16 protein-coding genes are annotated in these 15,442 nt (G+C 64.4%); 10 read left to right on the forward strand and 6 right to left on the reverse strand.

Annotated elements, in window-relative coordinates; genetic code table 11:
* Positions 1 to 3 precede the first annotated feature (3 nt).
* From YUA_RS0108590 to YUA_RS0108620, 7 genes are all read left to right on the forward strand, one after another.
* A complete protein-coding gene (locus YUA_RS0108590) occupies positions 4 to 1,317 on the forward strand; it encodes a tetratricopeptide repeat protein (RefSeq protein WP_027530310.1) in 1,314 nt (437 codons plus the stop codon).
* 34 nt (positions 1,318 to 1,351) lie between these two features.
* Positions 1,352 to 2,170 (forward strand): CoA transferase subunit A, encoded by an 819-nt coding sequence (locus YUA_RS0108595; protein WP_027530311.1) that lies wholly within the window; start codon positions 1,352 to 1,354, stop codon positions 2,168 to 2,170.
* Positions 2,170 to 2,919, forward strand: a complete 750-nt coding sequence (locus tag YUA_RS0108600) for a CoA transferase (RefSeq protein WP_027530312.1) — start codon at positions 2,170 to 2,172, stop codon at positions 2,917 to 2,919. The genes YUA_RS0108595 and YUA_RS0108600 overlap by 1 nt, the downstream gene beginning before the upstream one ends.
* Before the next feature lie 202 nt (positions 2,920 to 3,121).
* Entirely contained in the window at positions 3,122 to 3,700 is a 579-nt protein-coding gene (locus YUA_RS0108605) for a hypothetical protein (protein ID WP_027530313.1), read from the forward strand.
* 55 nt (positions 3,701 to 3,755) lie between these two features.
* Positions 3,756 to 4,103 (forward strand): DUF3088 domain-containing protein, encoded by a 348-nt coding sequence (locus YUA_RS0108610; protein ID WP_027530314.1) that lies wholly within the window; start codon positions 3,756 to 3,758, stop codon positions 4,101 to 4,103.
* Positions 4,104 to 4,191: 88 nt separating this feature from the next.
* Complete coding sequence (locus YUA_RS0108615; RefSeq protein ID WP_027530315.1) at positions 4,192 to 4,767, forward strand: cysteine hydrolase family protein; 576 nt, start codon at positions 4,192 to 4,194, stop codon at positions 4,765 to 4,767.
* Between the two features lie 110 nt (positions 4,768 to 4,877).
* Positions 4,878 to 5,186, forward strand: a complete 309-nt coding sequence (locus YUA_RS0108620) for a hypothetical protein (RefSeq protein ID WP_027530316.1) — start codon at positions 4,878 to 4,880, stop codon at positions 5,184 to 5,186.
* Here YUA_RS0108620 and YUA_RS43690 read toward each other — a convergent pair.
* The 4 genes from YUA_RS43690 to YUA_RS0108640 all read right to left on the reverse strand — a co-directional run bounded on the left by YUA_RS43690 (position 5,161) and on the right by YUA_RS0108640 (position 8,814).
* Positions 5,161 to 6,492, reverse strand: coding sequence for an NAD(P)/FAD-dependent oxidoreductase (locus YUA_RS43690; RefSeq protein ID WP_084292269.1), 1,332 nt, complete (start codon positions 6,490 to 6,492; stop codon positions 5,161 to 5,163). The genes YUA_RS0108620 and YUA_RS43690 overlap by 26 nt on opposite strands.
* 4 nt (positions 6,493 to 6,496) lie before the next feature.
* Positions 6,497 to 7,201 carry a dihydrofolate reductase family protein gene (locus tag YUA_RS0108630; protein WP_027530317.1) on the reverse strand — a complete coding sequence of 235 codons (705 nt, stop codon included), beginning with the start codon at positions 7,199 to 7,201 and terminating at the stop codon, positions 6,497 to 6,499.
* A 22-nt stretch (positions 7,202 to 7,223) separates the two neighbouring features.
* Positions 7,224 to 7,883 (reverse strand): FABP family protein, encoded by a 660-nt coding sequence (locus YUA_RS0108635; protein ID WP_027530318.1) that lies wholly within the window; start codon positions 7,881 to 7,883, stop codon positions 7,224 to 7,226.
* A gap of 61 nt (positions 7,884 to 7,944) precedes the next feature.
* Complete coding sequence (locus YUA_RS0108640; RefSeq protein ID WP_027530319.1) at positions 7,945 to 8,814, reverse strand: VOC family protein; 870 nt, start codon at positions 8,812 to 8,814, stop codon at positions 7,945 to 7,947.
* A gap of 219 nt (positions 8,815 to 9,033) precedes the next feature.
* On the opposite strand from YUA_RS0108640, the gene YUA_RS50915 reads away from it, so the two are divergent.
* The 3 genes from YUA_RS50915 to YUA_RS0108655 all read left to right on the forward strand — a co-directional run bounded on the left by YUA_RS50915 (position 9,034) and on the right by YUA_RS0108655 (position 13,458).
* Positions 9,034 to 9,489 carry a hypothetical protein gene (locus YUA_RS50915; protein WP_198029386.1) on the forward strand — a complete coding sequence of 152 codons (456 nt, stop codon included), beginning with the start codon at positions 9,034 to 9,036 and terminating at the stop codon, positions 9,487 to 9,489.
* 253 nt (positions 9,490 to 9,742) lie between these two features.
* On the forward strand, positions 9,743 to 11,989 hold the full coding sequence (locus YUA_RS0108650) for a TOMM precursor leader peptide-binding protein (RefSeq protein ID WP_027530320.1): 2,247 nt from the start codon (positions 9,743 to 9,745) through the stop codon (positions 11,987 to 11,989).
* Between the two features lie 92 nt (positions 11,990 to 12,081).
* Entirely contained in the window at positions 12,082 to 13,458 is a 1,377-nt protein-coding gene (locus YUA_RS0108655; protein ID WP_027530321.1) for a SagB family peptide dehydrogenase, read from the forward strand.
* 105 nt (positions 13,459 to 13,563) lie between these two features.
* Here YUA_RS0108655 and YUA_RS0108660 read toward each other — a convergent pair whose 3' ends face one another.
* Both YUA_RS0108660 and YUA_RS0108665 read right to left on the reverse strand, forming a co-directional pair.
* Positions 13,564 to 13,812 carry a hypothetical protein gene (locus YUA_RS0108660; RefSeq protein ID WP_027530322.1) on the reverse strand — a complete coding sequence of 83 codons (249 nt, stop codon included), beginning with the start codon at positions 13,810 to 13,812 and terminating at the stop codon, positions 13,564 to 13,566.
* 159 nt (positions 13,813 to 13,971) lie between these two features.
* Positions 13,972 to 15,192: an ABC transporter substrate-binding protein gene (locus YUA_RS0108665; protein WP_027530323.1), complete on the reverse strand. Its 1,221-nt coding sequence runs from the start codon at positions 15,190 to 15,192 to the stop codon at positions 13,972 to 13,974.
* Positions 15,193 to 15,442 lie beyond the last annotated feature (250 nt).

The following is a 15,442-nucleotide window of genomic DNA, read 5'->3' on the forward strand; positions in this document are numbered from 1 at the left end:
AAGATGGTGCTTGAAGACCGCTACGGCCTGCCGCTCTCTACCACCTCCGATCAGGCCGCGTCCGCCTATCGCGAAGGCGTCGACCTCATGCTCGCCGGCTGGACCGGCACGGCGGAGACACTGGAGCGCGCGATTGCGGCCGATCCGGATTTCGCGCTGGCCCACATTGCCCGCGCCCGCGTGCACGCGTTCTACCAGCAAGGCGATCTCGCACGGAGCAAGGCGGCGCTCGCGCGCGAGCTCGTCGCCAAGCGCGGCACGGAGCGCGAGCGCTCGCATGTCGAGACGCTGGCACTTGCGATCGAGGGACGCGGGCTCGACGCGATTGCGGCAATGTTCAAGCATATCGACGCGTGGCCGCGCGATGCCGTGGTGCTGTCGCTGCCGCTTGGCGCATTCGGCCTGTTCGCCTTCTCCGGCATGGCCGATCACGACCGCGCCCGGCAGGAGCTGTGCGAACGCGTCGCGCATCATTACGGCGAGGACTGGTGGTTCCTGACCATGTCCGGCTGGGCGATGACGGAGAATGGCGATGTCGCCCACGGCCGCGCCGTCACCGAGCGCGGCTTCAATTTGCGGCGGGCGAATGCCCACGCAGCACACGCGGTGCTGCACGCGATGTTCGAGGACGGCTCGATCGAGGCGGCCGATCGTCTCGTCGACGAGTGGATTCCGACCTATGACCGCGCCGGCATCCTGCACGGCCATATTCTCTGGCACCAGGCGCTCGGCGCGCTCGAGCACGACGATGCGGCCCGCGCGCTTGCGATCTATGCCGACGTGCTGCAGCCCACTGCCACGCAGGCGCCGCCGCTCAACGTCGTCACCGACAGCGCCTCGCTGCTCTGGCGCCTGTCGGCCTATGGCCATGCCGTGCCGAAGGCGCTCTGGGTCGAGGCCGACGCCACTGCGCAAAAACTGTTCCCGAAATCGAGCCTGCCCTTCGCTGACGTCCACATGGCGCTGTTTGCGGCCGCGACACAAAATCGCGAGGCGTTGGCCGCACGCCTTGCCGTGATCGAGCAGCGGCTTGCCGACGGCAAACTGCCGGCAGGCCCCGTGGTACCCGCGATCTGCCGCGCGCTGGCAGCCTTCGCGGATGAGAATTACGCTGCTTGCGTGCGCGAGCTCGCGCCTGTCCTCGCCGACGTCGTGCGCATCGGCGGCAGCCACGCCCAGCGCGAGCTGATCGAGGACACGTTCCTCGTTGCCCTGATGCGCAGCGGCGAGCTGCCGCGCGCCCGCAACCTGCTCGACGCCCGCCTGCACCGCCGCCCGTCCCTGCGCGATACGCGCTGGCAAGCGGCGACGGCTTGAGGCAGGATGGAGAAAACACGGCCGGAGGACGCCCATGACCGAGATCGTTGCGCTGGAGGCGCTGGCCGCGCGCGTTGCACCCGGGCAGTCGCTGGCGATCCCGGTCGACGGTTCGGGCGTGGCGATGGCGGCGACCGCGGCGCTGCTCGAAACCGGTATCCGTGACCTCAAGCTCATCTGCGTGCCGATCTCGGGCCTCCAGGCCGATCTCCTGATTGGCGCCGGCGCAGTCGCCTCGCTGGAAACCAGTGCGGTGTCGCTGGGCGAGGCCGGTCCCGCGCCGCGCTTCACCGCGGCCGTCAAGAACGGCGCCCTCACTATCCGCGACTCCACCTGCCCCGCAATCTATGCCGGCCTGCTCGCCGCGCAGAAGGGCGTGCCGTTCATGCCGATTGCCGGCATCATCGGCAGCGATCTCCTCAACGTGCGGCCCGACTGGCAGGTGATCGACAGTCCTGTCGGCGAAGCGCGCAAGGTGGTCGTGGTGCCAGCGATCTCGCCCGATGTCGCGCTATTTCACGCGCCCGAGGCCGACCGCGCCGGCAATGTCCGCATCGGCCGGCATCGCGAGCTCGCCGACCTCGCTTATGCCGCGAAGCGCACGCTGGTCACCGTGGAGCGCATCGTCGATCGCAATCTGCTGGAGAGCGAGGATTCCGCCGCCGGCGTGCTGCCCTCGCTCTATGTCGATGCCGTCGCGGTCGCCGCGCGCGGCGCCTGGCCGCTGGCACTGTGGGACGAATATCCGGTCGACGAGGCCGAGATCGCGCGCTATGCGGCGATGGCGCGCAGCGAGGACGGCTTTCGCGCCTATCTCTCGGCCTTCCCGACGCATCGCAAGCGGGTGGCCTGATGTCGGCGGAACGCGAGCGGCGCGAGATCCTGATCGCCGCCATTGCCGATCTGCTCGACGGCATTCGTCACGTCGCGGTCGGCGCGTCGTCGCCGATCCCCGCCGCCGGCGCCATGCTGCTGCGCGCCCGCAACGAACGCGACGGCAAGCCGCCGGTGCGCATCTCGATCCTGGGATCGCAGGCGCACAACTTCTTCACCAATGGCGGCATCGAGCTGTTCGACTGCGCCGCGCAAGGACGGGTCGACGCCTTCTTCCTCGGCGGCGGCCAGATCGACGGCCAGGGCAACATCAACCTGGTCGGCGCCGGCGATTATCCCACGAGCCACGTGCGCTGGCCGGGCTCGTTTGGCTCGGCCTATCTCTATCACCTTATTCCGCGCGTGATCCTGTTTCGCGAGGAGCATTCGCCGCGCGTGTTCGTGCCCAAGGTCGATTTCGTCAGCGCCCGCGCGATCACGCCTGAGGTGCCGCGCCGCGGCGGGCCGCATGCGCTTCTGACCAACATGGCGCTGTTCGACTTCGATCGCGAGGCGGGCGGCTTCGCACTGCGCTCCGTGCATCCGCCCTTCACCCCGGCTGACATCCGCAAAAACACCGGCTTCGCCTATCAGGAGCAGGAGGTGGTGCGCGAAACGCCGCGGCCCGATGCCGCAACGCTGGCGCTGCTGCGCGGGCGGATTTTCGACGAGCTGGCCGAGGCTTATCCGGCCTTTGCGCGGACCATGAAGCAGGCGGCGACGGGCTAGCTCTGCCACGAAAAAAACACCGGCTTGGCGGCAAGTGCCTGCCGGGACGGATTGGGGTGATCGGGGTGAATCGCCGATGGGTGGCGCGGTGGTATTCCAGGCGGGTTTGGCGGAGCAAACGGGATCGCAACCAATTTGCGATTCGATGGTTATCGGGCGGAACTTCTGCCCGTCCGTGGCCCCCTGGCATAAGAGCCTGACGATGCGCCTCCGCCGACCGGTTCTGGCTGCAATCCTCGTCTCTCTCGCAAGTCCTTGTTTTGCCGAGTCTTCCAGCGCGATCCCGGTGAACAATCCGCCGGCTAAGCAGCATTCCTTCATCGACCTGCTGGCACTGATGTCAGGGCACTGCAAGACGCTGAAGATCGCGGGACGCACCTTCGCCTGCAAGACGGTGGCCTACGCCCATGCCGACAAGGGCCGGGTCAATTTCGCGGTCGCTGTCGACGACCCCAGCGACGCGAACCACGTCGTGTCGTTCTCCGGCGAGAACGGCAAGCGGGCCGACGACAATTCCTACGAGCTGCTGATCGACCGCATGCTGCTCAACTCCAAGGACCGGCCCAAGATCGACGGCCTGCCGGTGCCGGCGGAGCAGACCTCCACCGGCGTCTGCCGCCAGACCGGCAATTTCGCTGCCAAGAAGGTGAACGACGTCACCTGCTCCGCCACCGACTACGAAGGCCGGAAGTATGAACTGCTGTTCGTCTCCGACGGTACGCCGGTGAGCGTGCGTCGCATCAGGCAGTCGCAGCCGTCGGCCCAGGATCCGTTCAAGTAACGGCATCATTCGTCGTCGTGAGCATGTATGATCGCGGCCATGTTCTGGAGTGACCATGACGCGTGACCGCCTGTTTCTGCTGCGCCCCAATTTCGAAGATCCGGCCTATCCGGGCCGGCGCTTCTATTGCTGGCACTGCGCGCTGATCGAAGGCGTGCTCGCCTCGTTTCCGGCGCTGCCAGACAAGCTCGAGGTCGAACGCATCGCCTGGCCGAAGCCGCGGCAGGAGGTGATCGCGCTGGTCGGCGAGGAGAACCAGTGGTTGCCGCTGCTCGTGCTCGCGGGCGGCGCGACCTCGCCGCACCAGACCGGCAGCCATCGGGGACGCGCCTTCATCGCCGACAAGGACGCCATCCTTGCCGCGCTGTCAGAGCGCCACGGTTTTCCAGTTCCGCATCCGTAAGGGAGCCGTCCCTAAACGAGGGAAAATCGGCATTGCCTGGCCCCGCGATCGCCTCGCATACTCGACCAAACTGCGGAATCCGCACGCCATGCCCCACCCCCTCCCGGCCCTCATCGTCGTCGACGTCCAGCGCGCATTCGACGAATGGGAGGCGGCCGGCAAGCGGCGCAACAATCCGGATGCGGTGGCGCGCATCGTTGATCTGCTCGCCGCGTTCAGGGCGCGCGGCGCCCCGATCTTCCACATCCGCCATGAGGGCACCAAGCCGAACTCGACATTCCTGCCCTCGCGCACCGGCTACGCCGTCAAGGACGAGGCGCGCGAACAGGCCGGCGAGCCCGTGATCGTCAAACGCGTCAACAGCGCCTTCATCGGCACCGACCTCGAGACGCGCCTGCGCGCGAGCAACATCGCCACGCTCGTGATCTGCGGCGCCACCACCAATCATTGCGTGGAGACGACGACGCGAATGGCCGGCAATCTCGGCTTCGACGCGGCCCTCGTGCGCGACGCGACCTGGACGTTCGATCGCGTCGGCCCCGACGGCGACACGCATTCGGCCGAGTCCATTCACGCGATGACGCTGTCGAACCTGAACGGCGAATTTGCCCGTATCGTGACCACGGACGAGGTGATCACTGCGCTCGCAGCGGTGCGACAATAAATCTCAGCGCGATTAATCGTCGATCGTCTGCGTCGTTTCGACGCCCGCTCTCGCCGGAACGCGACCAATGCCCATCTGTTGTCACTCGACATCTCAACTGGAGTGATGACATGAAGTATCTCTTTGTCGCGATGGCCATTGGTGCGGCTGCGCTCACCGCGTCCACGGCCAACGCGGCCGGCGACGGCAAGGCCAAGCCGAACGCGCAAGTCAGCCAATCGACCGACATCAGCGCGCAGCACCGTCATGGCTATCGCCATCACAATTGGCGTCCTCACCACTACGGTTATTATCGGCCGCACTATCGCAACTATGGCTACTACCCGCGGCACCGGGGCTATTACGGCGGCGGACCCTACGGCTATTATGGCGGTGGCGGCCCCGGCGTGACGTTCAGCTTCGGTGGCAATCGCTGGTGAGACCAAAGGCCCGCAGGGATGCGGGCCTTCTTGCTCGACCCTGCAAGATGAGGGCAGCCGTCTCCAGGCCGCTCGCAAGTGCCGCCTCGACCGTTCCCATGTCGCGGCCGCGATAGAGTGCCTCGCCGGACAACAGCACGGGGCCATCGGCGCGCGCGAGAATCTCCTGCGCCGCGCGCGTCCGCGGGGTTGCCCAGGAATAGGCACCGCGGGCAAAGGGATCGTGCGCCCAATTGGCGGCTGCGGCAGCCACGACATCCCGCGCAATGTCCTCGCGCGGCAGGCCGAAGATTTTGGCGAGCGAAGAGATCCCTGCATCGATCAGTCCTTGCGGATCGAGATGCGACAGCTCCGCCGTTCGCGGACCACCGAACCATCCCGTCAGCACGGGGTGCTGATCCGGATAGCGCGTCCACCACACCGGAATCGTCTCGTCCGACAGCAGGAAGATCATGTCGGCGAGCTCTTCGCGCCGCTCGCGCCACCATGGCCGCGTGAACCGCAGCAGGATTTTGATGACGCTGCCGAAGCCGATGTCGTCCGCGGCAGCGGCCTTTGCACGTGTTGCCGCCGGCAGCGCGATCTCGCGCAGCAACGGCAGCGGTACGGTGAGGATCACGCGCTCGCAGACCTGCACCGCGCCGCCGGCGCAGCGGACATTGATCTTGCCACCGCTCTGCTCGATCGCTGAAACCACGGCGCGGAGGTGAATCGCAGCGCCAGACTTGCGGCACTCGGCCGCCAAGAAATCGATCAGGCCGCCATAGCCGCCGTCGATGCGCGCCTGCGTGGCGTGTCCGTCATTCATCCATTCGTCGCGCAGCGCCAATGTCGAGGCGCGCTCGGGGTCGGCGGCATCATAGCCCTCGACCATGCGTTCGACCGCGTGCCGCAGCCGCGCGTAGTCCGGCCCGGGAAAATGCCGGCGCAGGAAATCTGCGACGGTGAGATCGTCGGTCAGATCCCTCACCGCGGCATGAAGCTTCTCGTCATAGGGATCGCGCGGATTTTCTCGCGAGAATTCGGTGCCGTTAAAACTCCATTGCGCGCCGCCGATCGTCCGCAACGACAGCCCCGCTTCACGCAGCAGGCCGCGCGTCACCGGCGCCTCACCATGAACGAACTCGGCGCCGCCATCGGCGGGATAGCCGAACTCCGATGCCGGCAGCGGATGGATGCGTCCGCCGCAGCGGTCGCGCGCCTCCAGGATCGTGACCCGTTTGCCGCCACGCGCAAGCTCGCGCGCTGCCATCAGGCCGGCCGCGCCCGCGCCGACGATGACGATATGCTCTGACGGGTCCGACATGCTGCTATTGGTGCGTGGCGTCGTTCTGGATCAGATAGCGCAGCAGCAGGACGCCACCGCCGAGCGGCCGCGTGCTCTCCAGCGTCATCGCCGTGAGCGGCGCGCGCTTGTCGCTGTCGGCTTCCGTCGAATCAAACACGAAGGGTGCGCCCTTGGCGCCGTCGATCGCGGGGCTGAGGATCAGATTGAATTCGTCGATCAGGCCGGCGCGCAGGAACGCACCATTGGCGACGCCGCCACCCTCCACCAGCAGGCGCTTGACACCAAGCTCGCGATTGAGGATATCGACCGCCAATGCGAGATCGATCTCCGCTTGGCCTGCAAAGATGTAGGACACGCCGTCGCCGCGCAGGCCGGCCAAATGTGAATCCGGCACGCTCTCGGTCAGTACCACGACGATCGGATCGCCGCCGATGTCGGAGCGGCCCCAGCCGATCTTGCCGTGCGCGTCGAGCACCACGCCATAGGTTTTCGCATCGCGCCGCATCAACCAGCTTTCGCGGGCGAATTTTTCGCTCGACGTCTCGGGATAGGGCTTGCCCTTGGCGAACTCCGAGCCGGTGACGCGGCCGATCACCCAGGCATCGCCGCCGAGCTCGTCATGGATCTTCTCGAACCAGTCGGTGCCGGCGCCCTTCGGGCGCCAGCGGCTGGGATGCGTGCGGCCGTCGAGGCTCGAATGCATCAGACAGATGACGTAGGGTTTCATGCAAATTCTCCGTAGCCGCTTCTCAGGCCGGCTTATCGTTCTTGGCGCGATCCTTCGCGATCACCGCGAGCGGATTGAGTTTTGGCGGCGCGACCAGCAGAAGCGTGTTGCTATCATGATGATTGAACGGCGCGCCACGCACGAACAACTCGGTCTGGATCAGATAGCTCCAGCTATTGTCGTCATTGAAAGTGATGTCGCAACGGTAAGAGTCGGTGCGGAAGGCTTGTTCCAGGAAGTCGGTCGAGCAGATCCCGTAAGCCGTGTCGCCGCGTTTTGCCGTAACGGAGATTGTCTTGTCATCCGGCTTGGCTTTGCCCGAGGCCAGCAGCACCTGCCCGCGCGGGATCGCCAGTGTCTGCATGATCAGCCCGGTCGCGGGCTCCCACAGCCAATAGCCGACCTGGTCGTGGAAGGTGATGTCTTCCTCGGGCGTGTTGATGTGGATGTGATAGCGCAAGCCATAGAATAGCTGCGGCCCGTTGGCCTGCGGATCGATCGGGTCCATCCGGATGTGCTCGATGAAGGTCCGCCGCTCCGGCCCCTCCGCCTTCGGATTGATGTCGATGCCCTTGTCCGCCTGCCAGGTGCCGGCCAGCCGGCGGAGCGGCCCGAGATTGGCAAGGCTGTCCGGGGAAACGTCCTCGGGCTCGGTGAAGATGTCGGCGGGAATGGGGAGCATGGAGACCTCGCATCGTTGCGCGGAGCAGCAATAGCACAAGGGCGGCGCGAAATGTCCCGGCCTAGCGCTTCGTCTTGTGAAGCACCATCCGGCCCTGTGAAGCAATGTCACCCCATTTGGCGGACCAACTGACCTCCGAGGCGGAGGATCGCTCGATGCCCTTCTGATCCCACGCCCCCTGCAACGCAAACAGCGCGCCTTGGGGATCGACGCATCGCAGGATCCAGCAACCATCGGGCAACTCGATCGGCTCTTGAAGAACCCGGCCCCCGTCAGCATTGACCCGCCGGGCCGCCGCGCCGACGTCGTCGACATTGAAGTAATGCAGCCAACACGCCTGCGATACGCTCGGAAGCTTGGTGAGCATGCCGCCGATCGTCCGCCCGGCCACCGAAAACAAGCCATACACGCTTTCCGGGCCGGCTTCGACGGGGGGCTGTTGCCAGCCGAGAAGCTCGCCGTAAAATGGAAAGACCTTGCTTCGGTCTTCAGCCAGCAATTCGTGCCAGCCCACGCGCCCAGGCTCGTCCAGCCCGCTCGGTTGCGATTGGCCAAATGTCAGTCCGGTGACCAGCGCAAACGTCGCTCCTTGCGGATCGGCGACCACCGCAATGCGGCCTATGTTGCTGTCAGTCGGCGATACCAGGATGGCGCCGCCAAGTCGGCGGACCTGCGCGGTCCTCGCGTCCAGGTCATCGACGGCGAGGTAGCCGAGCCATCTCGGCGTCGCTCCCATTCGCACCCCTTCTTCGGGGAGTTCCATGAGCCCGACGGCCGGAGTGCCGCCTGCAGTCAGCAGCGTGTAGGCCAGTTCCGGGCTCGACACATCTTTCACCGCCCAGCCGACCACCCCGGCGTAAAAAGCAGCCGCCGACGGCATATCCGTCGTCAGAAGCTCATACCAAACGAAGCATCCGAGTTGATCGACCAAGCTAGTGTCCCCGTTCGGACGGACAGACGGTTGCGCGCTGCATCATGCGCCGCAGCCCGGTGACATCGACAGGAATTTGCGGCAAATGCCATTCATGAAGATGAATGCAAGCTGAACGAGCGCCATTACATTTCGTGTTCACGTGAATCTTGCTCGCTTTGACTGCTCGGCGTACGATGATTTCAGAAGATCGTTCTTCCGACTATGGAGGATGCGGCCATGCAGCGGGCGAAGCAAGCTTCGAAAAAGAAGCGAATGACCAAAGCCGCAGTACCGGCGCTCGGACTCGCCGGACTGACTTTTTCGATGGCGGGAAACGCGATGGCGTCCGCGGTGCCGGCAGCCGAGCCTGAGCAAAGACCGAATTTTACGCCCGGCCACTTCAGTGCGCTCAGCGAGGAAGAACTCGCCGACGTCAACCTCGCGACCTTCCATCTTGCCAGTGATGAAAAAACCTTCAGCGGCGTGCTGCTTGCGCGCGGATGCGGTGGCTGCAGAGGTTGCGGCGGTTGCAGAGGTTGCGGTGGCTGCCGAGGCTGCGCAGGCTGCAGGGCTTGCCGCTGCGGCGTTGGTTGCGGTGGCTGTGGTGGCTGCGGCGTTGGCTGGATCGGCGTGCCATTGCCGGTGGCATGCACGGGGTGCTGCGCATCGTGGGGCCGCTGCCGCTGGTGCTAGGCGTCGGCGCTTCTTGACCGGACATCGACAGATCGCGATTTCATTGGCCGGGTTCGCTAACGACCCGGCCACTTTGCTGTTATCGCCACAGGGTTCGTTTCGCCCGGCTCCTCAGCTTGCCGATGGCGAGCGAGTGTGTTCCAACTTGTTCGAAGAAGGCCGGTCGAGCTCGGCGCGCAAGTCGGGCCGCGCCAAGCGTCCATCGCGTGACGGCAATCAGACATGACGGCAACAGGATCAGCGTGCTGACCCGATGACAGTCAAGCGAAAGAGCCGTGCTGCGAAGCAGACCCGCAAGGACTTTTTGCGCTTCGCACCAAACTTCACCGCCTATCTGCTTCCTCCCAATGCGGTCTGTCTCTATTCCGAGAACCGCAAGTTCTTCCTGCACGGCGATCTCTATTGCGGCGTGGCAAACGCAATCGGAAAGAACGGCAGGACTGCGCCGGAGATCATTCGCCAACTCTCGAAGCGTTTTCCCGTCACCGAGATCGAGGAAGCGATCCGGCGGCTGCTGGAGCGCCGCTACGTCATCAGCGGAGCATCGCGCGCATACGCAGGCGCCGTTGATGGTTATTGGGCAAGCCTCGGCCTGCCTCCGGAGGTCGCCGAAGAGAACCTGCGAAATTGGCCTGTGCGGGTGGAATCGATCGATGTCAAAGGCGCGGGCGAACTGAGTGCGGCGTTGAGCAAGCTCGGGGTTCAAGTCACCAAACGGTCGCCCAGGCTCGTCGTCACGCTTGTGAACGATTATCTCGAGCGGCGGCTCGCCGACGTGAACACGGGACGCGTGGCCGTCGGGACGCCCTGGCTGCTGGTCCAGCCGTCCGGCGTGTTTCCGCTGGTGGGACCTGTGTTCAAGCCAGGCGAGAGCGCCTGCTGGACCTGCCTGCACGATCGCATGATCCGCAATCGCGAGATCAAGGGATTTCTCGACCGTGGGGCGGCGCAAGCGGTCGCCGTATCGCCCCTGGTCAGCGACAGCATAGGACAGACCGCGATCCACTTCGCTGCTGTTGAAATCGCGAAGGCGATCGCCTCGGGATTTCGCACTGACCTCAACGATCACGTCGCAAGCTTCGACCTGACCGGCGCTGCCATCGCCAAGCACTACGTCGCAAAACGCCCACAATGTCGGACCTGCGGCAGCAGGAAGCTCAGGAATCCGCGACGGGCAGCAGAGCCGATCGACATTGCCGAGGGCAGACGGCTCGTCATGACCAGCGGCGGGTACCGCACCGTGACGTCGCGAGCGACCGTGGCGCGGTTTCGCAAACATGTCAGCCCGCTGACGGGCGTGGTGTCGCGGCTCGAGCGGATCGAGGTCGACTTGCCGATGAACACCAATTTTTTCGCGCATCACAATTTCTCGGCGCCGGCCTGGAACATCGACCAGCTCAGATCCGGCCTGAGCGGCGGCAGCTTCGGCAAGGGCTCCACGGCCGAGCAGGGCGAGGCCAGCGCGCTGATGGAGGCGATCGAACGCTATTCCGGTATTTTCCAGGGTGACGAGATCAGGACGACGCGCCGCTTTGCCGATTTCGCTCCCGGCGACGCTCTTCTTCCGAACGACGTCCAGTTCTTCAGCGACAGACAGTTTCAGAACAGGCACACCCCGCTGCCGGACGATTCACATCCGGTTCCCGAGCCGTTCGATCCCTCGAGCAGGACCGAATGGTCGCCGGTCTGGTCGTTACGCGACAAGCGTTTCAAATATCTTCCGACCGGCCTTTTGTATTTCTTCTATGGCGGCTTCCACACGGATTCCAACGGATGCGCGGCCGGCAACACCCGCGAGGAGGCTATCGTTCAAGGCTTCCTCGAACTGGTCGAACGCGATGCCTACGCGATCTGGTGGTACAACCGCGTGCGGCGTGCCGAGATCGACCTCAGACAATTCGAGGATTCCTACGTGCGGGATCTTCAAGTCCAGTTTGCCGATGCGGGGCGCCGGCTCTGGGTGCTCGACATCACCAGCGATCTCGGCATTCCCTCCTACGTTGCGATCGTGCACTGGACGCAGAACGGGCACGAGAATATCGAGTTTGGGTCCGGCTCGCATTTCGATCGCCGCATAGCCTTGCTGCGTTCGCTCACCGAGCTGACCCAGTTCATGTCGATCGGGATGATGGGCGGCGGAAGCGGCGAGAAGCCGTCGCTGGACGGTGTCACGCCGCTGCGGCTGGACGATTATCCGTTCCTGATCCCCAGCGACAATCCGATCGTCCCGCCGGCGCCTGGCATCGAGCTTCACGACAACACGCGCGACCAGGTCAATGCCTGCGTCGAGACTGCGATCCGGGCCGGATACGATTTCCTCGTGCTCGACCAGACGCGGCCCGATGTCGAGGTCCCCGTCGTCAGAGTGCTCGTTCCAGGCTTGCGGCATTTCTATCGCCGCTTCGGGCCCGGCCGGCTTTACGATGTCCCGGTGAAGCTTGGGCTGCTGGATCGCCCGCGACTGGAAAGCGAACTGACTCCGTTCCTGCCACACACCTGAGGCTGGTCTCGTTGCGCGCTCCCCGGAAAAAGCCGAGCAGGACAATCGCACCGATCATCGCCGCCCGGCTGAACGGCCGTTTCACCCTTCACATGCAGGCCGATGGAGGCATTGCCGCGGTATCGAGCGATTATTCGGTCAGCCTGGGACAATTCGGCGCCGCGGCAACCGCTCGCGCGGGGCATCTCGCGACCGGCCTGCCGCTCGCATCCCTTGCCGGCAAGAGCGTCCTCGCGCAACAGATCCATGCTCTGGTGCGACGACTGGCGCAGCATGGGCTGCTCGACTATCGCCTGTTCTCTCCTCGTGACGCGCAAGATCTGGTGGTCATCGAACCACAGATCGCCGAATACTGGCCGCAACGCGCAAAGCTGTCGGGCAGCGATACGATCGTGTTGTCGCGCTTCGCCTATCTGCGCCGACGCGGCAATGAGATGGTGCTGGAATCGCCGTGCGCCGGCGCGCTGTTCCGGATTTGCGACCCCGCCGTCGCCGCCACGCTCGCTACCCTGTCGCAGCCTCAAAAGATCAGCAGACTTCGCCGCCAAGCGGCCTCGCTGAACCTCGACCTGCTGGGATTGCTGCTCGACAGCGGGATGTTGATCAGGCTCGATATGAAAGACGGAAATGGCCTTCGGGTGACCGAAGGCGACCACAATCTCGTTCTCTGGGATTTCCACGACCTCGTGTTTCACACGCGGAGCACGGAGGGCCGGCATACCGATCCGGTCGGCGGCACCTACGCCTATGCTGGCGCCGTTCCACCGCTGCCCGCGGTACGCCCGCCCTGGCCTGGCAAGAAGGTCACCCTCAACAAATTCGCCACGCCGGAGCCGGCGTCACCCTTCGCGAAGCTGTTACGCGAGCGCCATTCGACACGGGATTTCGACGACCAGCATCCGGTCACGCTCGCCGAACTCGCGCAGTTTCTCGACACGACCGCCCGCGTGCTGTCGGAATGGAAGAGCGGCGTAGATGTCGATGGTGGCCCGGAGGTCACCTACAGCTCAAGGCCATATCCGGCGGCGGGCAGCGCGTACGAGCTGGAGCTGTACCTGACGGTCTCGAACTGCGAGGGGCTTGCGCGTGGACTTTATCACTACGACGCCGGCGGCCACGCACTGGTCGCGATCGACGCTTCGGCCCAGCATCTCCGGGCGCTTTCGATGGCGGCCGAGTTTGCCATGGACGCATCCGGTCCGCCGCAGATCCTGATCACGATCGCCGCGCGCTTTGGGCGGATCTCCTGGAAATACTCCTCGATCGCGTATTCGCTGATCCTGAAGGATGTCGGCTGCCTGATCCAGAATTTCTATCTGGCGGCGACCGACATGGGCCTCGGCGGCTGCGCCATCGGCACCAGCAACATCGATCTGTTCGCAAGAATGACGGGGCTCGAATTCCACGTCGAGGGCCCGGTGGGGCAGTTCGCGCTTGGGCGCGGGAGGAAGGCGGAGGGCCAAGGCTAGGAAGATATTTTCCGGGAATTACGGTGCACTTTCACCGTAATTCAGGTCGATCTGGTCAGGCTCGCGAGGTCGCTGACGTTTCCGGTGTGAGGCGCAAGCCTGTTCTCAAGCCGCTTCGGACGTCGATCTCGCACGCTGCTCGAGCACGCCGATGGTCGAAACCAGATTGTCGCGTCGCGCGCGAAGGTTCGCCGCGAGCACCGGATAGGTCGGCTGCTGCGCGTCGAACACCCCGGCTCTGGCCTCTTCCTCGAGAATGTCGGTGTTGAGCAGCCGAACGCGCCACCACAAATCGGCGATCAGCGCATCGAGCCTGAGTTCTCCAGCAGCACCAGAATGGGACACTTCCTGCATCACTTGCCTCAACCTGAAACGGCCTCCCTGCTGAGGCCTGGCTTTGGCCCTGACTGAGCAAGCGAAGTGCCAGGAAAAGGCGGGCGGGATGCGGGTCGGGAATTGGCGATAGAGCGGCCAACGCGGCGCGAACGGCGGGCCGCTGACAGCCGCACGGGATCAATCGGTGACGATCGGCCCGAACGCCTCCCATCGTTCGCCCGTGAAACGCATCATCCGGAACTCCTTGACCACACGATAGTCGGTCGGGCTGGTGTTGACGGAGAGCCCCGGGAGCAGCAGATCGAGTTTCACGTTTTTCAGGCTCGTCGCTTGCGCCATGACATTCTCGCGCGAGAGATTGTCGCCACATTGCTTCAAGACCTGCACCAGCAGCTCGGCGGCGCTATAGCCATAGACCGTGAAGATGCTCTTCCGGTCGCCTCCCGGATAATAGCCATCCATGAAGGCGCTCCATCGCTTCATGCCTTCGTCATCACGCCAGGTCGGGTCAGCGGCCTCCTTGAACGAGCTCGCCGAGATGATGCCCTTTGCGTTCTCAATGCCCGCCGGGCTCAGGACCGCGTCGATCGAGGACGAGCCTACGCCAAGGAGGTGAACGGGCTTCCAATCGAGCTCTGCCATCTTTCTGATGACTTGGGCGGCGAATTTCGCGGCAGCCATGTTGATGAGGACGTCGACACCGGCCGCCTTGAGACGCACCACCTGCGAGTCGACGGTCGGGTCCGACACATCGTATGAAGCGTCACCGACGATGAGTTCGCCTGCCCTTGCGCCGAGCGCGTCCTTCACCCCGGTCAGATAATCCCTGCCGGTCTCATCGTTCTGATAGAGCAGACCGATTCTGGCATGCGGATAGTTGTCCAGGATGAAACGCGCGTAGACGCGAATCTCCGTGCGCAGATTGGGAGCAAATCCCATCGTCCAGGGGAAATTGATCGGATCCTCGAAACGCGTCGACCGCCCGGCCACGAAGAGCTGAGGGATCTTGCGGTCATTGAGATATTTCTGAATCGCGATGTTCGAGGCATTGCCGAGCGTCTCGAATGTGAACAAGACCTCGTCGCTCTCGATGAGCCTGCGGACCTGCTCGACGGTCTTGGACGGCGTCGCCGCATCGTCGTAGGAAATCAACGTGATCTTGCGTCCATTGATGCCGCCATGATCATTGATCATGCGGAAATAGGCTGCCTGCACCTTGCCGATCACCGAGGATGCGGAGAGCGGACCGCTATAGGGCATCGTCTGGCCGATCTTGACCTCAGTATCGCTTGCGCCTTGACCGTATTGACGATCACCTGCGAGCAAAGGGGTCGTGACGAAAAGTCCGGCAGCAAGGATTGCCGCTCTGGCAGCATTCGTTCGCAAGCTTTTGCTCATCGCTGCAACCCTCATCGCTGGAGCGGAGTTCGTGGATCCCGGCGCCGTGCTGTTCGGCCGGATTGGATCCGGGCGGACAAGCGCAGTCCAGCGAGCCCTGCCCGCAGTGCGTTGGGAAATCTTCCTGACGTTCGGAAAAGCCTACGATCGGCAACAGCCAGCAGCGTTGGGACAGGGTGGCGTTAGGCTTTGAGCCAACGATTGCGAATCCTTCCGATGCGTCGCGAAACCCACAATCGCGGAGCTGCCC

The organism is Bradyrhizobium sp. WSM3983, from assembly GCF_000473045.1.
In the GTDB taxonomy this organism is placed as follows: domain Bacteria; phylum Pseudomonadota; class Alphaproteobacteria; order Rhizobiales; family Xanthobacteraceae; genus Bradyrhizobium.